The organism is Ideonella margarita (genome assembly GCF_038066635.1).
Taxonomy (GTDB): domain Bacteria; phylum Pseudomonadota; class Gammaproteobacteria; order Burkholderiales; family Burkholderiaceae_C; genus Ideonella; species Ideonella margarita.
Map to the genome: position 1 here is coordinate 246,427 of NZ_JBBUTI010000005.1, position 23,969 is coordinate 270,395.

The 23,969-nt window shown below is 68.0% G+C and carries 24 protein-coding genes and 2 riboswitches; of the genes, 11 read left to right on the forward strand and 13 right to left on the reverse strand.

Going from position 1 to position 23,969, the window contains the following annotated elements; translation table 11 throughout:
- Positions 1-3 precede the first annotated feature (3 nt).
- The 8 genes from cobT to AACH00_RS08680 all read right to left on the reverse strand — a co-directional run bounded on the left by cobT (position 4) and on the right by AACH00_RS08680 (position 9,236).
- On the reverse strand, positions 4-1,044 hold the full coding sequence (gene cobT / locus AACH00_RS08645; RefSeq protein ID WP_341398696.1) for a nicotinate-nucleotide--dimethylbenzimidazole phosphoribosyltransferase: 1,041 nt from the start codon (positions 1,042-1,044) through the stop codon (positions 4-6).
- A gap of 1 nt (position 1,045) precedes the next feature.
- Positions 1,046-1,672: a cob(I)yrinic acid a,c-diamide adenosyltransferase gene (gene cobO, locus AACH00_RS08650; RefSeq protein ID WP_341398697.1), complete on the reverse strand. Its 627-nt coding sequence runs from the start codon at positions 1,670-1,672 to the stop codon at positions 1,046-1,048.
- An 88-nt stretch (positions 1,673-1,760) separates the two neighbouring features.
- Complete coding sequence (locus AACH00_RS08655) at positions 1,761-2,567, reverse strand: ABC transporter ATP-binding protein (RefSeq protein ID WP_341398698.1); 807 nt, start codon at positions 2,565-2,567, stop codon at positions 1,761-1,763.
- Positions 2,564-3,583, reverse strand: a complete 1,020-nt coding sequence (locus tag AACH00_RS08660; RefSeq protein WP_341398699.1) for a FecCD family ABC transporter permease — start codon at positions 3,581-3,583, stop codon at positions 2,564-2,566. The genes AACH00_RS08655 and AACH00_RS08660 overlap by 4 nt, the downstream gene beginning before the upstream one ends.
- Entirely contained in the window at positions 3,580-4,464 is an 885-nt protein-coding gene (locus AACH00_RS08665; RefSeq protein WP_341398700.1) for an energy transducer TonB, read from the reverse strand. The genes AACH00_RS08660 and AACH00_RS08665 overlap by 4 nt, the downstream gene beginning before the upstream one ends.
- A 37-nt stretch (positions 4,465-4,501) precedes the next feature.
- Positions 4,502-6,337, reverse strand: a complete 1,836-nt coding sequence (locus AACH00_RS08670; protein WP_341398701.1) for a TonB-dependent receptor domain-containing protein — start codon at positions 6,335-6,337, stop codon at positions 4,502-4,504.
- Between the two features lie 119 nt (positions 6,338-6,456).
- A riboswitch (cobalamin riboswitch) is annotated at positions 6,457-6,720 on the reverse strand.
- Between the two features lie 23 nt (positions 6,721-6,743).
- Positions 6,744-7,748 carry a 2-dehydropantoate 2-reductase gene (locus AACH00_RS08675; RefSeq protein WP_341398702.1) on the reverse strand — a complete coding sequence of 335 codons (1,005 nt, stop codon included), beginning with the start codon at positions 7,746-7,748 and terminating at the stop codon, positions 6,744-6,746.
- Positions 7,749-7,799: 51 nt separating this feature from the next.
- A complete protein-coding gene (locus AACH00_RS08680; protein ID WP_341398703.1) occupies positions 7,800-9,236 on the reverse strand; it encodes an FAD-binding oxidoreductase in 1,437 nt (478 codons plus the stop codon).
- A 336-nt stretch (positions 9,237-9,572) separates the two neighbouring features.
- On the opposite strand from AACH00_RS08680, the gene AACH00_RS08685 reads away from it, so the two are divergent.
- From AACH00_RS08685 to AACH00_RS08710, 6 genes are all read left to right on the forward strand, one after another.
- On the forward strand, positions 9,573-9,812 hold the full coding sequence (locus AACH00_RS08685) for a hypothetical protein (protein WP_341398704.1): 240 nt from the start codon (positions 9,573-9,575) through the stop codon (positions 9,810-9,812).
- Positions 9,813-9,896: 84 nt separating this feature from the next.
- A complete protein-coding gene (yiaA, locus tag AACH00_RS08690) occupies positions 9,897-10,331 on the forward strand; it encodes an inner membrane protein YiaA (RefSeq protein ID WP_341398705.1) in 435 nt (144 codons plus the stop codon).
- A 26-nt stretch (positions 10,332-10,357) separates the two neighbouring features.
- The gene (locus AACH00_RS08695; RefSeq protein ID WP_341398706.1) at positions 10,358-10,924 is read left to right on the forward strand and encodes a DUF1569 domain-containing protein; all 567 of its coding nucleotides are present in this window, start codon (positions 10,358-10,360) and stop codon (positions 10,922-10,924) included.
- Between the two features lie 11 nt (positions 10,925-10,935).
- Entirely contained in the window at positions 10,936-11,523 is a 588-nt protein-coding gene (locus tag AACH00_RS08700) for a TMEM175 family protein (protein WP_341398707.1), read from the forward strand.
- 65 nt (positions 11,524-11,588) lie between these two features.
- Positions 11,589-11,972 (forward strand): arsenate reductase (glutaredoxin), encoded by a 384-nt coding sequence (arsC, locus tag AACH00_RS08705; RefSeq protein ID WP_341398708.1) that lies wholly within the window; start codon positions 11,589-11,591, stop codon positions 11,970-11,972.
- Positions 11,969-13,294 (forward strand): leucine-rich repeat-containing protein kinase family protein, encoded by a 1,326-nt coding sequence (locus AACH00_RS08710; protein WP_341398709.1) that lies wholly within the window; start codon positions 11,969-11,971, stop codon positions 13,292-13,294. Before arsC ends, AACH00_RS08710 begins: the two co-directional genes overlap by 4 nt.
- Positions 13,295-13,318: 24 nt before the next feature.
- On the opposite strand, the gene AACH00_RS08715 is transcribed toward AACH00_RS08710, so the two are convergent.
- The gene (locus AACH00_RS08715) at positions 13,319-14,086 is read right to left on the reverse strand and encodes a sulfite exporter TauE/SafE family protein (protein WP_341398710.1); all 768 of its coding nucleotides are present in this window, start codon (positions 14,084-14,086) and stop codon (positions 13,319-13,321) included.
- Between the two features lie 115 nt (positions 14,087-14,201).
- Between AACH00_RS08715 and AACH00_RS08720 the strand changes: the two genes are divergently transcribed.
- Together AACH00_RS08720 and AACH00_RS08725 are read left to right on the forward strand one after the other, a co-directional pair.
- Positions 14,202-16,541, forward strand: a complete 2,340-nt coding sequence (locus AACH00_RS08720) for a DPP IV N-terminal domain-containing protein (RefSeq protein WP_341398711.1) — start codon at positions 14,202-14,204, stop codon at positions 16,539-16,541.
- A gap of 21 nt (positions 16,542-16,562) precedes the next feature.
- A riboswitch (FMN riboswitch) is annotated at positions 16,563-16,730 on the forward strand.
- Between the two features lie 102 nt (positions 16,731-16,832).
- Positions 16,833-17,306: a 6,7-dimethyl-8-ribityllumazine synthase gene (locus AACH00_RS08725; protein WP_341398712.1), complete on the forward strand. Its 474-nt coding sequence runs from the start codon at positions 16,833-16,835 to the stop codon at positions 17,304-17,306.
- A 13-nt stretch (positions 17,307-17,319) separates the two neighbouring features.
- On the opposite strand, the gene AACH00_RS08730 is transcribed toward AACH00_RS08725, so the two are convergent.
- Positions 17,320-18,036 (reverse strand): Crp/Fnr family transcriptional regulator, encoded by a 717-nt coding sequence (locus AACH00_RS08730; RefSeq protein WP_341398713.1) that lies wholly within the window; start codon positions 18,034-18,036, stop codon positions 17,320-17,322.
- A 194-nt stretch (positions 18,037-18,230) separates the two neighbouring features.
- Between AACH00_RS08730 and AACH00_RS08735 the strand changes: the two genes are divergently transcribed.
- Complete coding sequence (locus AACH00_RS08735) at positions 18,231-18,758, forward strand: Mpo1 family 2-hydroxy fatty acid dioxygenase (RefSeq protein WP_341398714.1); 528 nt, start codon at positions 18,231-18,233, stop codon at positions 18,756-18,758.
- On the opposite strand, the gene AACH00_RS08740 is transcribed toward AACH00_RS08735, so the two are convergent.
- Positions 18,739-20,460, reverse strand: coding sequence for a GGDEF domain-containing protein (locus AACH00_RS08740; RefSeq protein ID WP_341398715.1), 1,722 nt, complete (start codon positions 20,458-20,460; stop codon positions 18,739-18,741). The genes AACH00_RS08735 and AACH00_RS08740 overlap by 20 nt on opposite strands.
- 140 nt (positions 20,461-20,600) lie before the next feature.
- Positions 20,601-21,080, reverse strand: a complete 480-nt coding sequence (locus tag AACH00_RS08745) for a MarR family winged helix-turn-helix transcriptional regulator (protein ID WP_341398716.1) — start codon at positions 21,078-21,080, stop codon at positions 20,601-20,603.
- Between the two features lie 50 nt (positions 21,081-21,130).
- On the opposite strand from AACH00_RS08745, the gene AACH00_RS08750 reads away from it, so the two are divergent.
- Positions 21,131-21,676, forward strand: coding sequence for a PaaI family thioesterase (locus AACH00_RS08750; RefSeq protein ID WP_341398717.1), 546 nt, complete (start codon positions 21,131-21,133; stop codon positions 21,674-21,676).
- A gap of 19 nt (positions 21,677-21,695) precedes the next feature.
- Here the strand turns inward: AACH00_RS08750 and AACH00_RS08755 are convergent, their stop codons facing one another.
- Complete coding sequence (locus AACH00_RS08755) at positions 21,696-22,730, reverse strand: MerR family transcriptional regulator (RefSeq protein WP_341398719.1); 1,035 nt, start codon at positions 22,728-22,730, stop codon at positions 21,696-21,698.
- A gap of 136 nt (positions 22,731-22,866) precedes the next feature.
- Here AACH00_RS08755 and AACH00_RS08760 point away from each other — a divergent pair, with 136 nt between their 5' ends.
- On the forward strand, positions 22,867-23,934 hold the full coding sequence (locus AACH00_RS08760) for an NAD(P)/FAD-dependent oxidoreductase (protein ID WP_341398720.1): 1,068 nt from the start codon (positions 22,867-22,869) through the stop codon (positions 23,932-23,934).
- Positions 23,935-23,969: the final 35 nt, after the last annotated feature.

Below are 23,969 nucleotides of genomic sequence, written 5' to 3' on the forward strand. Positions count from 1 at the left end.
TCCTCAGTCCCGGCCCGACACGCCGGCTTGGGCGAAGCTGGCCATGTCGCAGAGCACCGCGCACGCCGCCCGCAGCAGCGGCACCGCCAGCACAGCGCCGGTGCCTTCGCCCAGCCGAAGGTCGAGGTGCAGCAAGGCGCTGCCGCCCAAGGCCTGCAACATGGCCGCATGGCCGGCTTCTGCGGACTGGTGGGCAAACACCGCATGGTCGATCACGGCTGGCGCCAGGGCCTTGGCCGCAAGCAAGGCGCTGCTGGTGATGAAGCCGTCGATCACCAGCACCAGGCCAGCTTCGGCCGCGCCCAGCATGGCGCCGGCCATCATGGCGATTTCGAAGCCGCCGTATTCCTGCAACGCCAAACGCCCGTCCGTCAGCGTGCCGGTGCGGGCAGCAGCGCGCTCCAGCACCTGCAGCTTGTGGCGCAGGCCGGCGTCGTCCAGGCCCGTGCCGCGGCCCACTGCCGCCGCCAGCGGCACACCAGCCAGCTTGTGCAGCAACATCGACGCCGCGCTGGTATTGGCAATGCCCATCTCGCCAAAGGCCAGCACCTGGCAACCTTCGTTGGCCGCCTCGCGGGCCAGGCTGCGGCCCCGCTCCAGGGCCTCATCCAGTTGCGCGGCCGACATGGCCGGCTCCAGCGCAAAGTTGCGGGTGCCCATGGCCACCTTGGCATGCACCATGCCCGGCGCGCCGGCAAAGTCGTGGTTCACGCCCGCATCGACCACCTGCACCGCCACACCCAAGGTGCGCGCCAGCACATTGACGGCCGCACCACCGCCCAGGAAGTTCATGACCATCTGCCAGGTCACTTCCTGCGGATAGGCGCTCACGCCTTCATGCGCCACGCCGTGGTCACCGGCAAACACCATGACGCGCGGCGCCTGCACCGTCGGCCGCAGCGTGCCCTGGATGCGGCCGATCTGCAGCGCAAGCGCCTCGATGCGGCCGAGCGCGCCGAGCGGCTTGGTCTTGTTGTCGATCGCGTGCTGCAACTCGGCGTCCAGCGAGGTGGACACCGGCATGATGTGGAAAGGCAAGCTCATCTCAATACTCCAGGCCGGCCTGCGCGCGGATGCCTTGCTTGAACGCGTGCTTGACCACCTTGACCTCGCTCACCGTGTGAGCCAGGTCGATCAGCTCAGGGGGCGCACCGCGGCCGGTCACCACCACGTGCTGCATGGATGGGCGCGCGGCGATGTCTGCCAGCACGCTGGCCGTGTTCAGGTATTCCTTGGCCAGCACGATGTTCAATTCATCGAGCACCACCAGCCCCACGTCTTCGCGCTGCAGCAGGCCGCGGGCGATGTTCCAGCCGGCCTCGGCGCGCTCGATGTCGCGGGCGCGGTTCTGGGTTTCCCAGGTGAAGCCTTCGCCAGTAACGTGATATTCCACTTCGTCGGGGAAGCGGCGGTAGAAGCGCTCCTCACCCGTGGGCGTCGCGCCCTTGATGAACTGCACCACGCCCACCTTCATGCCATGGCCCAGTGAGCGAGCCACCATGCCGAAAGCCGAGCTGCTCTTCGCCTTGCCCGGGCCGGTAATGACCAGCAGCACGCCGCAGTCGGTGTCAGCCGCCGCGATGCGGGCATCCACCGCCGCCTTGGTCTTGATCATCTTGGCCTGGTGGCGCGCTTCAATGCTCTCTGCGGAGGTATCTTGTTCGGTGCTCATGGCTTTAGTCCTCGGGAAACGGGTTCAACTCGTGCATCTGATCAAACGGGGTGGACGGGCGGGCACCACCCACGGGTGCCTTGGCAGCTCAAGCCGGCAACCACCAGCGCTGGCCTTGGGCTTCCACCGCGCGCAAGGGGTGGCCGAACGCGGCGCTCAAATGCGCCTCGGTCATCACCTCGCCCACAGGCCCGGCCAGCGCAGCACCATTGCCTGTCAACAGCACGGCATGCGTTGCCACGCGTTGCGCCAGGCTCAGGTCGTGCACCGACATCACCACCGCGCGGCCGCGCTGCAGCACTTCGTCCTGCAAGAGCGCCAGCACACGCAGCTGCTGCGCCAGGTCCAGGTGGGCCAGGGGCTCGTCCAGCAAGGCCAGCGGCGGGTCTTGCGTCAACAAGGTGGCCAGCGCCACCCGCTGGCGTTCACCACCTGACAGCGTCGTGACATCACGCTGCGCCATCTCAGCCAGGCCCACACGCGCCAAGGCCTGCTGCGCCAGGGTGAGGTCGGCATCGCCTTCCCAGTGCCAGCGCGAGAGGTGCGGATGCCGGCCCTGCAGCACCACGTCCAGCACCGGCGCGCTGAACGCGTCCTGCACCTGCTGGGGCACCAGGCCGCGCCAGCAGGCGCGCTCGCTCAAGGGCCAGGCGTTCAAGGGTCGACCACCGAGGTGCACCTCGCCGGCCTGCGGCGCACGCGCGCCGGCCAGCGTATGCAGCAGCTGTGTCTTGCCGGCGCCATTCGGGCCGAGCAGGCACCAGAACTGGCCGGGCAAGACCTGCATCGACAAGCCGCTGAACAGGCAGCGCGGCACAGCACCCGCCTGGGGCACCTCCACACGCAAGGCCTGCACATTCAGCAGCGCGGTTTGGACGGGCGTCGCGGTGCTCATCGGCGGGCCCCGCGTCGCAGCAGCAGGATGAAGGTCGGCGCGCCCACCAGGGCAGTGATCACGCCCACCGGCAGTTGCAACGGCGCTGCAATCGTGCGGGCCACCGTGTCGGCAGCCAGCAGGAAGGCGCCGCCCGCCAGCGCACTGGCCGGCAGCAGCAGGCGCTGGTCATTGCCGATCAACAGGCGCAGCGCATGTGGCACCACCAACCCGACAAAACCAACCGTGCCAGCAGTAGCCACGGCCAGCGCCGCCGCCAGTGACGCCGCCACGTAGATGACACCGCGCACACGCGCCACCGGCACGCCCAGCATCTGCGCCGGGCCGGGCCCGCGCAACAGCAAATTCAACTCGCGACCCAGTGGCCACAGCAGCACACACAGCAAGGGCGGTGCCAGCAGCACCGGCCACGGCATGTCGGCACCCGACAAATCGCCCAGCATCCAGAACAGCATGCCGCGCAGCCGCTCACCTGGGGCCAGCGTCAGCAACAGGCTCACACCGGCCATGCTGATGGATGACACCATCACGCCCGTCAGCAACAGCCTCGGGGAGCCGTCCTGGCTGCTCACGGCATCGATCCGGCCCATGTCATGGTGGGCCAGCACAAACACGACCAGCACCACCGCCAGCGCACCGCCAAACGCACCCAGGTGCACCAGCCACACGCCGCAGCCCAGCGCCAGCGCGCTCAAAGCGCCAAGGGCAGCGCCACCGGACAAGCCCAGCACGTACGGATCAGCCAGCGGGTTGCGCAGCAGCACCTGCATCAAGGCACCGGCCAGAGCCAGCAGTGCGCCGGTGGTCATTGCAGCCAGCGCACGGGGCAGACGCAGGCGGTGGACGATGTCGGCCTCCGCGCTGTCGTCGGGCTGGAACAACCAGCCGGGCAGTTGTTCCAGGGGCAGGTTCGACGACCCGCTGGCCAGCGCCCACAGCAGCACCGCCGCCAGCAACACCATCAGCAGCGCCAGCACTGTCCAGGGGCGTGCGCCCCAGCGTTGCGACACCCTCATCGGGCCACCTCGGCCAAGGTGGTTTGCTGCACCGGCCCGTCGAGACGGAAGTGCAGGGTCACGGTCACCGAGGCCGAGACAGGCTCAGCGCCGCGCAGGGCGGGCTGGTAGCGCCAGGCGCGAACCGCATCGCGGGCCGCCACATCCAGCACCGCGACGCCACTGCGCCGCAGCCACTGCACCGAGCGCACACGGCCCTGCTCGTCCACCTGCAACACCATCGCCACGGCGCCTTGCAGATGATCTTCGCGTGCGGCCTCGGGGTAGCTTGGCAAGGTATTGGATGCAACGGCCACAGGGGCGCGAAGCGGCAGCGCGTCGCCAGGCTGGCCGAGCTGCGCCGCCGGGGGCGCAGAAGCAGCATGAGCCAATGCCGGGCCAACCGCTGAAGAACGATCCGCGCCGGCTCGTGAAGCGATTGCAGAAGCAGAGGCGGCCGTCAAACCAGCCTCAGGCGTGGCAACCGGCGTTGCGCCAAGGGCAGCCAGAGGAGAGGACACAGCGTTCGACACAGCGCTCGACACCGTGTTCACCGCCGCCCGACCTGGCTGGGCAGCCTTTGCAGCCGGCATCACCGTGGCCACAGCCAGCGGCTTGGCCGACTCCGGTGGCAGCGCCACCTTGGCCGCGCCGTCATCAGGCAAGAGACGCAGGTAGCTGATGCGCTCGCCCGAAGGACTTGCGCCTTCTCCTTGCGCAACTGCCCCAGCACCCTCCGCCGCCGCAGCCATCAGGCGCGGCGACGGGGACTGAAGGGCCAGGGCCATCACCCAGCCGTGCACACACAGCACCGCCAGCGCCAGGCCGGGTTGCGGCCGTCGACGCGCCCATCTGCCCGAGGCGGGTGGCCTGAACAGCGGGGTGGTGGTGAGTGTCTGCATGACGGGGCGATGCCGCTGGCTCAAACTTTCAAGCGGCTCAGAGCGCCGGCGTCCAGCGCAGGCTGATCTGCGAAGCCCGGCCAGGCGAGGCATAACCCACAGCCGTGGTGTAGGACTTGTTGGCCAGGTTAGCCACACGCCCTTCCAGTTGCCATTCCGGCGTCAGGCGCCAGTTGGCAAACGCAGCCAGCAGGCCATACCCCCCCATGCGCGAGGTGGCCGACTCACTGGCCGAATCGAAGCGCTCGCCGACCAGGGTCCAGTCAGCGCCCACGCCCACCGCACCGATCTGGTGGGTCAGGTGCACACCAGCATATTCACGGGCGCGGCGACGCAACTGCATGCCGGTGTCGCGGTTCTCGGGGTTCTGCACGGTGGCGTTCAGCTTCACGCGGGTGTTGTCGCCCAGTGCGCCAGCCGCCGTGAACACCAGACCGCGGTTGCCCGCCTTGGCCACATTCGCCGGCTCATAGGTCGGCGGCGCGTAATCAATCAGGTCGCGCAGGCGGTTGTCGAACAGCGTGGCGCCGAACTGCCAGCCGGCGACCGTGGCGTCGGTGCCCAGCTCGAAGTTGGTCGAACGCTCAGGCTGCAACGCGGGGTTGCCGAAACCCGGGTAGTACAGCAGGTTGAAGCTCGGAGCACGGAAGGCCGTGCCGGCCGACGCCCGCAGGCGCCAGACGCTGTCCACTTGCCAGGCCGTGGCCAGCTGCGCGGTGGTGTGGTTGCCGAACTGGCTGTTGCGGTCATGGCGTGCATCAGCCTGCACCGACACCGCACCGATCACGGCACGCCAGCCCAGCAGGCCGCTGCTCACTCGGCGCGAGGTCACGTCATAAGCCGTGTCGCTGTCCACCGACTGGCGCAGCCACTCTGCACCAGCCGTCAAGGTACCGCCGCCCAAACTGACGCGATTGATCCAGCTGGCTTGGTCCTGGACCGAATCGATGTGCCCCGTGGTGGCAGTCACCGTTTCACCCTTGTCCCAGGTACGGCCTACACGCACTTCGCTGTTGACGCCTTCCAGCAGCGGGCCTTGCCATTGCAGGGCGGCCAGCTGGGTCTGCTGGTTCGTGTAGGTGTCGAGGGTCTTGCTGCCGTCATAGTGCAGCTTGCCCGAGGTGCGCAGCCAATGGGCGCTCACCTGGTGGCCACCGCCCAGTTGCTGCACGACACGCGCATTGGCGCCTCGCTGCAGGAAGCCGTCGCGGTCGGGGTTGTAGCTGAAGGTGTTGGCCGGGGTGGTGACGTTGAAGCCATCGGTGCTCAGCACATTGGCGCCCAGGCTGATGTCAGTGTCGCCGTGGCGGGCCACGTAGCTGCCCGACAACTGACGCAGACCATCGTTGCCGGCGGTGACCAGCACGCTGGCACCCGGTGAGCGCTTGGCGCCCTTGGTGAAGATCTGGATCACGCCGCCGATGGCGTCAGCGCCGTACAGGCTGCTGGATGCACCGGCCAGCACTTCCACACGCTCGATCAGCGCGAGCGGAATGGCTTCAAGCGACGCTGAACCCAGCGTGACCGAGCCGATGCGCACGCCGTCCAGCAGCACCACGGTGTGGTCGCTGTTGGCGCCGCGCGTGAACACGCTCGACGAGTGGCCGATGCCGCCATTGCTGGTGACTTCAACGCCGCCCAGCGTGCGCAGCAAGTCGGTCAATGAGCCAGCGCCGGATTGGCGAATGTCCTCCGCGGTGATGACCTGGACCGGACGCACCTGGGTGCCCATGGCCTGCACGGCGCGGGCGGCCGTCACGACATAGTCGGTGCCGGTGTCCAGGGTGGAGGAGGAAGACGAAGACGATTGGGCCGTTGCCAGCGCATGGGCGCTCAGCAACACGGCCAGCGCGACAGGCGTGCGCAGGAACATGATGAGTGGACTCTTGAGAAGGCCACCCCGATCCGGGAATGAAGGAAACGGACGCAGGGAAGCACTCGCGGCGGCCCGCTTCCCCGCAGGCATCCGCACACATGGCCCGACTGCTCGCGCAATCAGACCCCCTGTTGGCCGGTATCCGGGCTGGCGGAGACAACCTGCGCCGTCTTCCCAAAAACCTGCCGGACGGCGATGTGCCGGAGCCTGGGCTTTCAGTGACGATGGGCGCAAGCGGAGGTTGTTTGACGACCTCGTCCGCTTACCGTTGCGGGGGCAGCGCAGGTTGGGATCGCCCCGTGGGGGTTCACCTTCCTGCTTCCCGTTTACCCCACATGACAACGAAGCATCATGCGGGCACCAACGGCGTGAAGTTTATCACCGCATCGCTTGCACGAGGCTGTCAGTTGGCCAAGGGATAGAGGCCGCGCTGTCGCGCAAAAACGCGGGACAGACCCAGCAGGCCATCGATGGTTGGCGTGGCCACACCCACCCGCAAACCGATCTCACGGACGGCCGTGACGATGGCGTCCAGCTCGAGCGCGCGGCCCGCTTCCACGTCCTGCAGCATCGAGGTTTTGAAGGCCCCGAGCTTGGCGGTGACCTGGTGCCGATCTTCCGGCGTCTGGTTGATCGGACACCCGATTCGCTCACCGATGGCCTGGGCCTCGCGCATGGCCGCTGAGCAGAAACCGAGCAGCAGCGGATCGGCGTGAATCTGCTCGATGTTGGCGCCCGTCAAGGCGGACACGGGGTTCATGGTGAGGTTTCCCCACAACTTGTACCAGAGGTCTTGCCGCAGATGCGGCGACGCCGTCACGTCAAAACCAGCGCTGCGCAGCACTTCGGCCACCGCCTCGACGCGGGGCGACACCTCACCAAACGCCTCGCCAATGATCAGTCCCTGCCCCATCTTGTGGCCCACCACCCCGGGCACCACCGTGAAGGTGCTGGCGTGCACCACGCAGCCCACGACGTGCGACAGCGCAATGGCCGCCGCGATGCGCCCGCCCGGATCGACGCTTTCCAGTGGCGCTTTACCCAGGTCACCCACGCCGGGCAGGCCTTGCAGGAACCACCATGGCACACCGTTCATGGCCGGCAGCACGATGGTGTGCGGCCCCAGCAGCGGCGCGATGTTGGCAGCCACGGCACCCATGGCCGGGCCCTTCACCGCCACCACCACCAGGTCCTGCGGCCCCAGTTCTGCCGGATCAGCCACGGCACGCACCGGCGTGGCATCCACCAGCACACGGCCCTGCGCGTCCTGCAGATTGAAACCGCGTGCCTGCAGCGCAAGCAGCGTGTCGCCCCGCGCCACGGCGCTCACCTCATGCGCACCCAGGCTTGCCAGACGCGCGCCGATGAAACCACCGATGGCGCCCGCGCCGTAAATGCAGATCTTCATGCTTGCTCTCAGTGAATGTGTGGGATAGCGTCAGCGTCGAACGCATCAGCTTCAACGCGGCAGGAGTTTGCCGGGGTTCATCAGGCCGAGCGGATCAAAGGCCTGCTTGACTTGCAGCATCAGACGATGAGCCACCGGGTCGCGGTAGCGCAGCGCTTCGTCGCGCCGCAGCACGCCCAGTCCGTGCTCTGCACTGATGGAGCCGCCTGCGGCAGCCACGGCGTCGTGCACCAGCGCGTTCAACGGCGCTTCCAGCGCGAGGAAGCCCGCCGCCGCAGCCGCTCCGCTGGCGCCTTCAGCGGGCGAGACGTTGTAGTGCAGGTTGCCATCGCCCAGGTGGCCAAACACCACCAGGCGCACTTCAGGGAAGGCCTGCGCCACCGCGGCGCTGGTGGCCTCCACGAACGCCGCGATGCGGGAGATGGGCACCGAGATGTCGTGCTTGATGGTCTTGCCCTCGGCGCCCTGCGCTTCGGAGATGTTTTCCCGCAGCGCCCACAGCGCCTGCCGCTGGGTTTCTGATTGCGACACCGCGGCGTCGAGCACCCAGCCGGCCTCCATCGCGCCTTCCAGCAGCGATTCAAGCGCCGAGCTGGCCAGCGCTGCACTTTGTGGATGGCTGACTTCCAGCAGCACGAACCAGGGCGCCGGTGTGGACAACGGCATACGGCAGCTGGGCATGTGGCGCGCCACCAGCTTCAGGCACAGCTCGCTCATCAACTCGAAGGCCGTGAGCTGATCTGCCGCCTGCTGCTGTGCGTGCTGCAGCAACTGCAGGGCCGCGGCGGGCGTGTCGACGGCCACCAGCGCCACCGCCTGCCCGGCGGGCCGCGGAAACATCGTCAGGCTGGCCGCGGTGATGATGCCCAGCGTGCCTTCGGCGCCGATGTACAGGTCTCGCAGGTCATAGCCGGTGTTGTCCTTGCGCAGGCCGTGCAAGCCCTGCCACAGCTCGCCCTCCGGCGTCACCACCTCCAGGCCCAGACACAGGGCCCGCGCATTGCCGTAGCGCAGCACCTGCACGCCGCCGGCGTTGGTGGCCAGGTTGCCACCGATGGTGCAGCTGCCTTCGGCCGCCAGGCTCAAGGGGAACAGCCGGCCAGCTTCGGCCGCCGCCTGCTGCACGGCCGCCAGCGTCACGCCGGCTTCCACCACCAGGGTGTTGTTCACCGTGTCCACCTGTCGCACGCGGTTCAGCCGGCTGAGCGACAGCACCAGCGCACGGCCGGTGTCATCCGGCACCGAGCCACCCGACAAGCCGGTGTTGCCCCCCTGCGGCACCACCGGCACCCGGTGCTGGTGGCACCAGCGCATCACGGCGCACACGCCGTCCACGGTGTCGGGCTGCGCCACCGCGAGTGCAGCGCCGTGCCAGCGGCCGCGCCAATCCACCAGGAACGGGGCAATGGCGGCGGGGTCATCACCCGGCAGCAACAGGCGGCCGGTGAAAAGGCCTCGCAAAACATCCAGGTCAGCGGTCTCAGGCATGGTCGGTCTTCAACAGGCTCATGGGCGCCATCGTGCCGCAAAAACACGGGACAACCGATCAAGCGCCCCGGGAAGGATCAAGAACTCCTTACCGTCAGAAACAAATGAAGGCGATCGGGGTGACAGAATCACCCCCTATAAAAGATCAGGGATAACCATATGAATGAGGCTGACGCACAACGAGTTTGTGCAAAGTGCGGGTGTCATAACGGCATTCATTCGCATGCTTGCTGGAACTGCCGAACAGCGTTGACGCGGGCCAGTGACCCCCATGCGCTGTCCGCGGGAGCAGGGCTGCCCGAGCTGCTGCGACGTTTCGCCGGTCATACCGTGCAGGTGAATGCCACCAACCCCCAGCTGCACGAAGCCGCCGAACTCATCGGCGTGCACGTCGATCACTTCTCGGTGAAGCCGCTCGCCGGTGACACGGTGCACCACCTGCCTTACCAGTGGCTGCTGGCCGCGCGCGAGGTCATGGCCCAGTCGGGCGAGCCTGACAGCGGCCAGCCCGCCGCACCGCAATTGCATCTGGACATCACCCGCCAGCACCCGCACGAGACCTTGCAGCCGGATTGAGATGGATCGGCCGCGCTGCGGCACGCGGTAAAGTTGACGCAGCCCGACGCCTGATCGGGCGCTCACATTGCCGAGAGGAACTCCATGTCATCCACGTCCGCCCGCCCCACCGGTGCCTTCATCGCCGCATCCTGGGCCGCCATGTTCATCGGCGCCGCCACCTACCTGGTCGGTCTGTGGAATGCCAACATGGCGCTGAACGAAAAGGGCTACTACCTCACGTTGCTGCTCTACGGGCTGTTCGCCGCCGTGTCGCTGCAGAAGTCGGTGCGTGACCGCATGGAAGGCATTCCCGTCACCAGCCTGTATTTCAATCTGTGCTGGTTGTCGATCGGCGCCTCGCTGACGCTGCTGGCCGTCGGCCTGTGGAACGCCACTCTGCTCGACAGCGAAAAGGGCTTCTACGCCATGGGCTTCGTGCTGAGCCTGTTCGGCGCGGTGGCCGTGCAGAAGAACGTGCGTGATGCTTCGTCGGCCAGCCGCCCGATGTCGCGCCGCGACCTGCCGCCGCAGGCTTGATAACTTGCCACACCGGGAACGCCACCATGAACAGCGCATCAACTGCTGAACGCCGGCACCTGCTCGGCACCATCGCCCTGGGCATGATGGCCTCGGGCAGCGCCCTCACCGCCGGTTGCAGCCAATCCGTGAGCAATGATCGGCAACTGGTGTTTGCCACGCTGAAGGACGCTCTGCAAGAGCTCACGAAGCTGCCCAACCCCGCACCCCTGCCCCCCGCCACGGCCTTGAACTGGGCCCAGACGCTGACGCACTGCGCACAGAGCATCGAGTTCTCGATGACGGGTTTTCCGAAACCGAAGTCGGCGCTGTTCCAGCGCACGGTGGGCTCTGCCGCGTTCCAGGTGTTCGCCTGGCGCGGCCGGATGAGCCATGACCTCGCAGAACCCATCCCGGGCGCCCCCGAGCTGGACCCGGCCCAGGCCGTGGCCGATGCACAGGCCCGCCTGCGCCGCGCGGTCGATGCCTTCGAGCAGTGGACACACCCCCTGCAACCGCACTTCGCCTATGGCGAGCTGAGCAAGCCGCAGTTCGAGCAGGCTCACGCCATGCACCTGGCCCAGCACCTATCGGCCTTCCACAACGCGGCTTGAAGGCGGTCGACATGGGCAAGACTCGGCTGGAGGCGTTCTCCGACGGCGTGATCGCCATCATCATCACGATCATGGTGCTGGAGTTGAAGACACCGCACGGCGGCACCTGGGATGCCCTCGCGCCCCTGTGGCCGGTGTTCCTCAGCTACGTGCTGAGCTTCGTGTATGTGGGCATCTACTGGAACAACCACCACCACATGCTGCATGCGGCGCATCAGGTGACTGGCTCCATCCTGTGGGCCAATCTGCACCTGCTGTTCTGGCTGTCGCTGGTCCCGTTCGCCACTGGCTGGATGGGCGAAAACCATTTCGAGCCCCACACCACGGCCCTCTACGGCGTCGTGCTGCTGATGAGCGCCATCGCCTACTGGGTGCTTCAGCAACGCATCATGGCCACGCAAGGGCCTGACTCGGCACTGGCCAAGGCCATCGGCCGCGACTGGAAGGGCAAGCTGTCGCCGCTGCTCTACCTCTCGGGCATCGGCCTGTCCTTCCTGCACCCGGGTCTGGCCATGGCCATGTATGTGGGCGCAGCGCTGATCTGGCTGGTGCCCGATCGCCGCATCGAGCGCAGCCTGGCGTCGCACCACGGCACCTGAAGCCTGGCCTGAGACCGGCGTTGAAGGCGCACTTGCCGGCCTCGGCGTCCGGTGACAATCCGGGCATGAGTTTCACGATTTATCACAACGCCCGGTGCAGCAATTCCCGCGGCGCCCTGGCCCTGCTGAACGCCGCCGGCATCATGCCGGTGGTGGTGGATTACATGGCCACGCCCCCGAGCGCGGCGACGCTGACGCAGTTGCTGAGCGACGCTGGCCTCACCGCTCGTGAGCTGATCCGCAGCAAGGAAGCCGCTTACGCTGAGCTCGGCCTTGATCGCCCGGAGCTCGGCGAAGCCGCGATGATTGAGGCCATGTGCGCCCACCCTGCCCTCATCAACCGCCCGCTGGTCAGCAGCCCGGTGGGCACCTTGTTGTGCCGCCCGCCAGAGCGGGTGCAGATCCTCATCGACGCCTTCCTGGCCCAACCCACCGAAGGCACCCGATGACCCAGCGCAGCCTGGCCCAGCTGCGCAGCGGTGAAGCAGCCGGCGCCCGTGTCTGGCGCATGCCGCACCGCGATGGCGAGCCGCAACTCACCCAATTCCCGGAGGAGCTGCTGGCGCTTGCAGACACGCTGGAGGTGCTGGACCTCAGCGGCCATGCCCTGAGCAGCCTGCCACCCAGCCTCAGCCGCTTCACCCGCCTGACCGCGCTGTTCGCGTCGTACAACCAGTTCGACCATCTGCCCGAAGTGCTGGGCGAGATGCCGGCGCTCAGCCAGGTCGGCTTTCGCAACAACCATATCCGGCATGTGTCGGGCAACGCCCTGCCGGCGCGCCTGCGCTGGCTGACGCTGACCGACAACCAGCTGGGCGAACTGCCCACCGAAATCGGCCAGCGCCCCTTGCTGGAGAAGGTTGGGCTCGCAGGCAACCGGCTGCAGACACTGCCGGACAGCCTGGCTGATGCCGCGCGGTTGGGCTTGTTCCGCGTTTCAGCCAATCAACTGACCAACCTGCCCGGCTGGCTGACCGAACTGCCCGAGCTGGCATGGCTGGGCTGGGGCGGCAACCCGGCCGACCGGCAACTGGAACGCCCGGCCCCGCACGCGCCCGACATTGCCTGGCAAGCGCTGGAGTTGGGTGAGCTGCTCGGCCAGGGCGCATCTGGTCTGATCCACCGTGCAGTGTGGCGCCAGCCGGACGGCCAAACTCGCGATGTCGCCGTCAAGCTCTTCAAGGGCACGATGACCAGCGACGGCCTGCCCGATGAAGAAATGGCAGCGAGCCTGGCCGCCTCCGGACATCCGACGCTGATGGCCGCGATCGGCCGACTGAAGGACCACCCCGACGGCACGCTGGGCCTGGTGATGCCGCTGCTGCCTGAGGGCTGGCGCGTGCTGGCTGGCCCGCCCAGCCTGGCCAGCTGCAGCCGGGATGTTTACGACCCCACGCTCCGCCTGCCCTTGCATGTGGCGGTGCGCATTGCCGCCGACGTGGGCCTGGCCGGTGCGCACCTGCACGGGCTGGGCCTGGTGCACGGTGACTTCTACGCCCACAACACGCTGTGGGACGGTGCCAGCGGCCGCGCGCTGTTGAGTGACCTGGGCGCGGCCTGCTTCGTGCCCCCGGGCATGCCGGCGCACAAGCTGCAGCGCGTGGAAGTGCGCGCCTGGGGCCTGCTGCTGGGCGAGGTGCTGGCTTGTGTGGAGGGCGCCATCCCTGCTGAGCTGAGCGCACTGCAAGCCGCCTGCGTTCAGCCAGCCGTGCAACAGAGGCCGTTGCTGGCAGACGCGGTGGCGGCGCTGCGCCCCTGGTCGGCGGACTGAGCCACCGACGCGGTCGGGGCAGCATCACTGCCGCGCGAAAAACACCCCGGCCATCACCAGGCCCGTCGTGATGACGATCGCGCGGACCACGGCCGGCGGCCATCGCCGGGCCAGACGCGCGCCCCAGAAGCCGCCTGCGGTGGTGGCCACCATCATCAGCGCAGCTTGCGGCCACTGCACCAGGCCGGCCGCGGCGAAGGTGGCCACCGACAGCAGTGACAGCACCCAGGAGTTGAGGTTCTTCAGGGCGTTGCTGGTGTGGATGTCGCGCTCGCCGGTGACGCTGTAAAGCGCCATCAGCAAGATGCCCAGACCACCATTGAAGTAGCCGCCGTACACCGCCACAAGCATCAGGCCTGCGCGCTGGCCAAAGCGGCTGGTTGATGGCACATCGACCTGAGGTCGCCGGGCCTGACGCGCCGCCAGCCAGCGAGGCCCGAGCGCAAAGCAGGCCGTTGCGAACAGCAGCAGCCACGGCACCACTGCCGAGAACACCCGGGCCGGCGTGTTCAGCAGCAATGCCGCGCCCAACGCACCGCCCCCCGCACAGATGGCGCCTTCCACCCACAGCCGCCGCCGCGGCAAGGCCGCCAACTCAGCCTTGAAGCCCAGCGTGCTGCCCAGGTAGCCGGGGGCTACCGCCATCGCACTGGTGGCATTGGCGGCAATCGCCGGCACGCCGGTGAATACCAGCGCGGGGAAGGTCAAGAAACTGCCGCCACCGGCCAGCGCATTCAGCACACCAGCGGCCAGGGCGGCCGTGCTCAACACGGCGATATCCATCAGGGTCATCCGCCGATTGTCGGGCCTGCTGGCACGCAGTTAGCATGCGCCGGGCCTGACCAGGCCACAGCGCTCGCTGCACGCACCCGCAGCAAGCACCATCTGCATCACGGAGATCCCGCGCATGTTCCGCACGCACCCATTCACGCCCAGTCCCTCGATCGCCCGCGAAACGTTCAATTTGAAGGCGGGTCGCAAGCCTCAGGGCGGCGTGCTGGCAGCACTGAGCTTGTGCGTTTTTCTGATGCTGAGTCCGCCGTCAGCCATGGCCGAGCAATTGCAGATCGACCGTCTCGCCTCGGGTGCGTCGCTGAACGGGCCGCAGGCCATCCAGCCGCAGGTCTCACCCGACGGACAGCGGGTCGGCTTTCTGCAGGGCGCGGCCGATGACAGGCGCCGCCTCGACCTCTGGCTGTTTGATCGCAGCACGGGCCGCGCAACCTTGTGGATCGACAGCCGCACGCTGGGCAAGGACGGCCCGCTCTCGGCCACGGAAGCAGCCCGGCGCGAACGCACCCGCACCTCGGACGGCCGCGGCATCTCCCACTGGCAGTGGTCACCCGACGGCCAGCAGGTGATGCTGGGCACCGGCCAGGGCGTGCATGTGGCCACGCGCCAGGCAGACGGCAGCGCCAGCATCAAGGCCGTGATGAAGGCCGACGATGTGCAAGATCCGCAGTGGTCGCCGCGCGGCCGCTATCTGTCTTTCGTGCGTCAGCAGAACCTGCAGGTGCTGGACCTGCGCACCGGCCGCGTGCGCGCGCTGACCACCGACGGCCGCGGCACGGTGCACAACGCCGAGAGCGAGTTTGTCGCCCAGGAGGAAATGGACCAGCCGCGCGGTTACTGGTGGGCGCCCGACGAATCGGCCGTGGCCTTCAAGCAGTTCGACGAAGGTGGCGTGCCCGAGCAGGCGCGCATCCGCATCGGCGCCAGCAGCATGCAGATGGAGCAGCAGCGCTACCCGTTTGCCGGCGGCCCGAACGTGAAGCTGCGGCTGGGCGTGGTGTCCCTTGCGGGTGGCCCGGTGCGCTGGGTGCCGCTGGGCGCCAACCCCGACATCTACCTGCCCCGCGTCAATTGGTTGCCCGACAGCCAGTCGGTGAGCTTCCAGCGCCAGAGCCGCGACCAGCGCACGCTGGAGCTCATCAGCCACCACGTGGCCAGCGGCCGGCAGCAACGGCTGGCGCTGGAAACCGCCAAGGCCTGGGTCGAGCTGCATGACGACCTGCATTTCCTGAAGCGCCAGCCTGTTTTCATCTGGGCGGCCGTGCGCGATGGCCGCAAGCACCTGGAACTGGTCTCGCTGGACGGCCAGCGCCGCGTGCCACTCACCGCCGGCGACTGGCAAGTCGACAAGCTGCTGGCCGTCGACGAAGCCGCCGGCGTGGCCTGGGTGGCTGGCGACACGGAACCTGCCCTGGAGCGCCATGTGTGGCGCATCAAGCTGGATGGCAGCACCGCGCGCACACCAGAGCGCATCAGTACGCCGGGCGCCTGGCACGAAGCCTCGTTCAGCCAGCACAGCGCCGGCCAGCCGCTGTGGGTGGACGTGTGGTCCACGCCCAACCAGCCACCCCGCAGCGCGATTCGTGACGGCAACGGCCAGGCGCTGGCCTGGCTGGCAGAAAACCCGCTGGATGCGACCCACCCCTACCACCGCTACCTCGATCACCACGTCACGCCCGAGTTCGGCCAGGTGGCGGCAGAAGACGGCACGATGCTGAACTGGGCGATGCTCAAGCCGCCAGGTTTTGATGCATCGAAGAAGTACCCGGTGCTGCTGTCGGTGTACGGCGGCCCGGGTGTGCAGGTGGTGAAGCGGCAATGGGGTTCCGCCTGGAACCAGGCGCTGGCGCAGCGTGGCTACATCGTCTTCATGCTCGACAACCGCGGCTCGGATCGTCGCGGCCAGCGTTTCGCCGAGGCGATTGCCGGCCGCCTGGGTGAGGTGGAGGTACGCGACCAGCTGACCGGTCTGCGCTGGCTCACCAGCCAGCCTTGGGCAGACAGCCAGCGCGTGGCCGTGCATGGCCACAGTTACGGCGGCTACATGACGCTGATGCTGCTGGCCAAGGCGCCGCCGGGCACCTTCGCCTCGGGCATTGCCAGTGCGCCGGTGACGCAGTGGGAGCTCTACGACACCCACTACACCGAGCGTTACCTCGGCCAGCCCGCGCAGGCTCAGCAGGCCTATGCGCTGAGCAACGTGCTGCCGCTGTCTGACAAGCTCAACGCGCCGCTGCTGCTGGTGCACGGCATGGCTGACGACAACGTGCTGCTGGCCAACAGCACCCAGCTCATGGGCCTGATGCAGCAACGCGGCCAGCCGTTCCGCTTCATGGCCTACCCGGGCGCCACCCATGCCCTGGGCGGGCGCGACACTGCCCTGCATTACCACCGGCTGGTGGCGCAATACCTGGACGAAACACTGGCTTCGCGCCCCGCATACACTGCGCGCTGACGCTGCGTCTGTCCGCGGCGTCAACGTTCTCAGGGCGGGGTGAAATTCCCCACCGGCGGTGATGGTGGCTCGCAGCTGCCCAGCCCGCGAGCGCCTGCCGCCAGTGCCCCTTGGGCCCGCGTGGCAGGGTCAGCAGATCCGGTGTGATTCCGGGGCCGACGGTCACAGTCCGGATGAAAGAGAACACGCCCGGCCCACTGGGGGCCGGCCTGCTTCCGGGCGGGTCGGTACTGCAGCGGCCGGGTGCTTTCGTCGTGCCCTGATTCTGGCCACCTGTCTTCTGGAAGACCCATGAATCAGACTTCTGCTCCCACCCGCATCGCCGCCATCAGTGCCAGCTGGCACACCGGCATCGTCCACCAGGCGCGTGATGCGCTGGTCCAAACCCTGTCTGCTGCCGGCCCTTCGGCCCCCGAGGTTGAGCACTTCAACGTGCCCGGCGCCTTCGAGATTCCGCTGCTGGCGCAACGCCTGGCGCGCAGTGGCCGGTATGCGGCCCTCGTCGGATTCGGCCTGGTGGTGGACGGCGGCATCTACCGCCATGACTTCGTGGCCACCGCGGTCATCGACGGGCTGATGCGCGCCCAGCTGGACACCGGCGTGCCCGTGTTGTCGGTGGTGCTCACGCCCCACCACTTCCATGAGCACGGCGAACACCAGGCCTACTTCAGCCGCCACTTCGTGACCAAGGGCGAAGAGGCCGCCCGTGCGGTGCTGCAAACGCTGGCCGTGCACCGCGAGGTCGACGCCCTGCTGACGCGCTGACCGCGCTGGCCGCTCACCCCGCCCGATCGGCGTGCTGCGCCAGGGCGGCAGGGTCGAGCAGATCGATGCAGCCCCGGCGGCGTTTTAGCCAGCCGCGGGCTTCAAAGTCACCCAGCACCTCGCTGACGGTCTGGCGCGTCAACGCCAGCATCGCGCCCAGCTGGTCCTGCTGCACCTGCACGGTTTGCACGGCCGCATCGGCCTGCCACATGCCGTGGCCCTGCGCCATGGCCAGCAGCCGCCGCGCCACCCGGGCCGGCGCAGGCAACAGCACGAGGTCTTCCATGCCCGAGAACACCGCTCGCAGCTTCTCGGCCACCAGCTGCCCCAGGTAGCGCCACAACGTCGGGTGCGCTTCCAGCACGGCCAGCAGGCGCTCCAGCGGCACATGCAGCAACTTCGTCTGGCCCTGCGCCACCGCGTCATGGGTTCGCAAGCCGCCATCCAGCGTGGCGATCTCGCCAAACCACTGGCCCGGCACGATCACTCCGAGCAGCGCCTCACGGCCGCTGGGGGCCACGGCGCCCACGCGCACCGCGCCCTGCAGCACGGCATACAGCCCGTCATTGGCGTCCCCGCGTGAAAACAGGCGCTGTGCCGGCGCCAGCGACTGCGTGCGCGCCACGGCCAGCAAGGCCTGCCGCGCATCGTCAGGGAGCGCAGCAAACCAGTGGCCACGGTGCAGCACATCGAGCTGCGCAGGCGGGTTATGGGCGGCTGAAGACGTCATCAGGCTAAAAAAGGTTGAAGCGCTTGCGCGCCCGGCCAGGCACAACAGGGCAACCGGCGGCATGGTGAAGGGCGCAGCGCGCTACGGGTCTGCCCTCCCCCGGGCCGACCCTTGAACGTCGGCTGGCCGACAGACAGGCGGCATGGCGGCTCGCAACATGCCGGCACTTTTCACCACACACGTCGCTGGACAACATGAAAACGCTCACCGATCACCTGGTTCAGTATGCCCGCTACCACCGCGATCGCCGCAACATCGCCACGCACTTCGTCGGCATCCCGATGATCGTGGTGGCGGTCACCGTGCTGCTGAATCGTCCGGCGTTCGACGTGAGCGGTGTGCCCGTCACGCTGGCCATGGTGGTGGCCGCCTTGAGCGCGCTGTTTTACCTGCGGCTCGACCTCGCCCTCGGCGCCTTGATGACCGCGCTGCTGGTGGGCTCACTCGCCCTGGCCCGCATGACCGACAGCCTGCCCACCGCGCAATGGGCCGCGCTGGGCGTGGGCCTGTTCGTGGTCGGCTGGATCTTCCAGTTCGTCGGCCACTTCTGGGAAGGCCGCAAGCCGGCCTTCGTGGACGACCTGATGGGACTGCTGGTGGGCCCGCTGTTCGTGGTGACTGAAGCCGGCTTCGCCCTGGGCCTGGGCAAGTCGCTGGAGGCGACGATCACGGAAGCCGCCGGTCCGGTGCGTGACGGCGCCGTCAAGGCACCATTGTCATGACGCAATCGCGGCCGGCGCGCTTGGCGCCATAAAGTGCCGCGTCAGCCCGGGCCAGTGCCGCTTGAACGTCGGTGTCGTCATCTGCCAGCACCGTCACGCCGAAGCTGGCGGTGACGGGCCGAAGCGGCTTGCCGTCGGTGCCGGTGAACGCGAGGCCGGAGATGCCTTGCCGCAGACGCTGGGCCTGCTCCCGGGCATCCTCGAGTGAGCACTGGCGCATCAGCACGAGGAACTCCTCACCGCCGTAGCGCGCCACCACGTCACCGCGGCGGCAAAGTTTCGAGCACACCTCCGCCACGCCTTGCAGCACGGCATCCCCGGTGTCGTGGCCATGCTGGTCATTGATCTGCTTGAAGTGGTCGAGGTCGAACATGGCCAGCGCCAGAGGCACCGGGTCACGCAACCGGGAGATCAGGTGGTGCTCGGCCAGAGCGTAAAAGCCGCGGCGGTTGGGCAAGCCGGTCAGGAAATCGGTGTTGGACTGGTCACGCAGTTGCTCGATCAGTTGCTGACGCTCCTGCTCCAGCTGTTGCCGGTCCAGGCTCATCTGCCGCAGCACGTCGGTCGATCGCTGCAACTCAGCCACTTCATGAAAGCCCGAGCCCACGTTCAGCACCGGCGGCCACTCGCCCCGCGTGAGGGCTGAAATGACGTTGGTCACGCTCAGCAGCGGCGACACCACACGGGAGTTGATCAACCACACCGTCCCGGCCAGCAGCAGCAGCGTCAGCAATCCGCCGGCCGCCAGCAGCGCAAACTGGCGGCGAGCCCCCTCGTACTTCTCCACGGCAGACTGTTCTGCGTCGGCCAGCAAGGTGTTTCGGAGGCTGACGATGGCGTCCATGCGCGGAACGTAGCGGGCGGCGAACTGCGCGGTGTCGACAGTGAAGGCCCCGTCGCGGCTGCCCGTGGCCACCTGCTCGTCGATGAAACGCGCGGCATCACCGAAATAGTCGGCTTGCATGGTTTGCGCGGCAGCGATGCTGGTGGCATGGGTTTCGATGAAGCGGGTCCGCAGCTCGATCAACTTGCCCAGCTCATCGATGCGGCCGCGCAGCCGCTCGATGTCGAGGCGCTCCGCTGGCGTGAACACCCGGCGCGCGGTGATGGCCGGCGTGAACTGCGAGCCGAGCCGGCCCGCCAACTCACGCAGGTCGGCCGCGTGGCGCGCAGCCGTGATGTCATCGGCCAGCTCCGGATAGGCCTGCACCGTGAGATCGGCCAGTTGCAACGCCACCGGCTCGAGGTGGTCGATGACCTTGAACATCTCGCCCACCGCGGCGTGCAGTGCGACGGCGTCTCGTTTGGCCGGGGGCAGAGCCGCCAGCGCATCCACCGCCTTGCGGGCCCGCTCGAGCTGCGCGGCGGCCTGGCGCACTGGCGTGCTCACCTTCGGCTGTCCTGTCAGCGCCTGCTGGACTTGAGCCAGCGCGGCGTCGGCGCGGGCCCGGGCCTGCTTCAGGCGTTCCTGCTTGCCCGGGTCAGCCGGCACCTGGTCGCCGAGCACGCCGTTGGCGGGGCCTCGCTCGCGGGAGGCCATTTCGGCGGACACGAGCAGGAGCTTGAACTGGCGCAGGGACTGCAAGCCTTCGTCACTGCGGGTGACCTGCTGCCACTGGACCAGCAGCACCTGGATCAGCAGTGCTGCGATCAGCACCCCGATCAGGGTTTGGAGTCCGACGAACAGGCTGCGCAGACGCATGGGAATGAAAGAAATGAACTTCTTTGGGGAGTCAGGGCGAGTGTGCGCCGGGTTCCGTGACTCGGCTCTCAGGGTACGCCCGAACGAGTCAACCGACGACAAATCCTAGTCGGGAATGCCGTGCCCCAAAGGACGGAACATCACCGGCTTTCGATCAGGCGGGTGCAGTCGTCGAGGATTTGGTGCAGTTGCACCACAAGTTCCGGACCCAATCGTTCATTGAGGTCGAGTTGCGCTGCCTTCCAGGCGGCTTTCGCTGATGCCCGGTGAGCGCGGCCGGCCTCGGTGGCCACAACCAGGCGGCTGCGCCCATCCACCCCGGGTTGCACCTCCAGCCAACCGCGTTCCACCAGCGGCTGCAGGTTGCGCGTCAGGCTCGACGGCGTGAGCGTCAGGGCCTGAGCCAGATCCGACGGGCGCATGGGCCCGGCATGCACGACATGGCTGAGCAGGCTGTATTGCGGCGCGGTGATGCCCGCCCCCGCCAGCAGCTCCGCGTCGTAGTGGCGCCCCACCACGCGGGCAAGGCGGCGCAGCTTCAGGTTGGTACACCCTTGTGGGCGTGCCACCACGTCGTTGGCGCCTGACGCGATAGTGACAGGAACAGCGGGCTCAGTCATGATTCAATTGTAGATACAACTTTCCATCCACACTCACCCAGGAGCTCGTTTTGTCACACCACGACCAACCGGATCAGGCCGCCACCCTTGCACTCTGGGAAGCCGACGAGGCGCGTGTCCGGGAACGGCTCGCCGCTCCCGGTGTCTCGCGGCTCGACCAGATCGCCCACCTCGACGGTCTGGGCTTCTTCGAGGCCGTCAGCCGGGGCGAATTGCCGTCCATCCCCATCGGCATGAGCATGGATTTCTGCGCCGTGCACTTCGAACATGGGCAGGCGGTGTTCCAGGGCCGCCCGAGCAACAAGTTCCTGAATCCGATGGGCACGATCCACGGCGGCTGGATGGCCACCCTGCTCGATTCGGCCGTGGCCTGCGCGATTCACACCACGCTGCCGGTGGGCGTGGGCTACACGACCGCCGAGCTGAAGATCAGCTACGTGCGGGCGCTGACGCCCAAGGTGCCGCTGGTGCGCGCCATCGGCCAGGTCATCAACGCGGGCCGCAAGGTGGGCTTTGCCGAGGGGCGTTTGGTGGGCCCTGACGGCAAGCTGTATGCGCACGCCACCACCACCTGCGTGGTACTGCAGCGAGATTGATGCGCCTCAGGCCCGCACCTCAACGGGCCACCATCAAGCCTTCCTGGATGGCAATGCGCTCCAGCGCCTGCTCGAACAAGGCCCGGGCAGTGCCCGACACCTGGCCCAGATAGGCGTGCAGGTCGGCGTCTTCCGGGCTGCGGTGCTGACATTCGGCGCTGTAGGCCTCGAAGTGCGACAGCTGCATCAGCAACTCGGCCACGTGCCGCGGGCACTCGCAGGCGATGGTGCTAGACAAGCCGGCGAAGTCCGCGAGGGCAGCGTCGTCATAACGCCGCGGCGGCACCGGGCCGACCTCGGGCATCGCGGCGGAAGCGCTGGCCGGCGCCGCAGCGGTTTCCAGCCCCATGCACAGGCTGTAGATCCAGCGACCGAGTGTCGTGTCACTGACCGGCTCACGCTGCAGTGACACCTTGGCCTCGCGCATCAAGTCGATCGCGAAGGCCGGCGCAAAGCCGTACACCACCGCCACCTGCCGCGCTCCGAGGCGTTTGGCCAGGGCAAGCAGCCGCTGCGGCCACTCGGCATGCAGGGCGGGCGCATGCACCAGCAGCACATCGCACACGGCCTCGCTCTCGGTCGCCGCCAAGCTGGTCAGCGCGTCGTCGTCCAGAGTGGCGCCCAGCACCTGCAACTGCCAGGGGGCGGGTTGGCGGCGTGCCTGAGGCACCCGGGCCACGCGCTCACCCAGGTCTTTGCCCACCACGCCCACGCGCACCGCAGGACGGGCGGCGGCGGGCTCCACCACCGACAAGGCGGTGCGCGTGGTGCTGGCCATGGTGCTGGCATGGGTGCTGGCCACTTCCTGGAGGGCCTCCACCGTCAGCGACGCCACCGAGCTGATGGCGTGGCCCAGATCGACCAGCTGCTTCACCAGGGCCAGCCGTTGCACATCGGCCGAGCTGTACAGGCGATGACCCGCCTCGGTGGTGGCAGGTGCGGCCACCTGGTAGCGCCGCTCCCAGATCCGCAGCGTGGCAACCGGCAGGCGCAGCATGCGGGCCACGGCACCGCTTCGGTAACGCGGCAAGTGCAGATCAGATTCAGCAACCATTTTGACTCCAGTTTGAATCACCATATTGGATTCAATGTCGCCATTATTAACTATTTGTCTTGGCTTTTGTCTTTGAATAATCCACAGTTCGAGCATTGACTCCACTCATCGCGAAGACAACATGACCTCAACTCCCATGCATATCGCCGTCGTCGGCGCCGGCCTTGCTGGTGTCACCGCAGCCCGCGCCCTGCATGAGGCCGGCCATGCCGTGCAGTTGTTCGACAAATCACGGGGGGTGGGTGGCCGGATGTCGACCCGCCGCACCAGCTGGACACCCGACGCCCAGCGCGAGCACCCGCTCGCCTTTGACCACGGCGCGCCGTCATTCACCGCTACCGACCCCACATTTGCAGGCTTCATCCAGGACGCCGCCACTTTCGGCTGGGTTGCGGCGTGGGCACCGCGCATGGCGCCGGGCAGCCGTGCCGAAACATCAACGCGCTGGGTCGCCAGCCCTGACATGCCCGCGCTGTGCCGCCGGCTGGCGGGTGAGCTGCCGCTGCACCGCAGCGCCACCGTGACAGGCCTGGCCCGCGTGGCCGGCGGCGGCTGGCAAGTGCTGGTGGACCAGGTTGCACACCCCGGCACCTTCGACCGCGTGGTGCTGGCCATGCCGCCCGCTCAAGCCGCCGCGCTGCTGCAGGCCCATGTACCTACCTGGGCGATGGCCGCCCGCGAAGTGGCGATGACACCGTGCTGGACCGTGATGGCGGTCTTTCACCAAGCCGCGCCCGAGTGGGACGCCGCCGCCCCGAGCACCGGCCCGATCGCCTGGGCCGCGCGCCAAGGCAGCCAGCCGGGCCGTGATGTACCCGACAACACCGCAGCCGACACCCAGAGCTGGGTCATCCAGGCCTCAGCCGCCTGGAGCGCCCAGCACCTCGAGGACGACGCCGCAACGGTGAGCGCCGCTCTGCTGCAAGCCTTCCAGGCCCTGCCCGGTCTGGCGCAAGCCGAGGTGCAGTGGCAAACCAGCCACCGCTGGCGCTACAGCGTGCCGCGCAACGCCCCGTGGGCGGGTGAATGCACCGCCTGGACCGACGACGCGCTGGGCCTGGGCGTGTGTGGCGACTGGCTGGGCGGCGTGGGTGTGGAAGGTGCGTGGTTGTCCGCACAGGCGCTGGCCGACGCCTGGTGCGACGCAGACCCCGCAGCGCCCGGCCATTGCCACCCCAGCCCCGCGATGTTTGAAGCCGCTTGAGTGAACACGGCGCCACGGCGGCGAAGGTGAAAGTG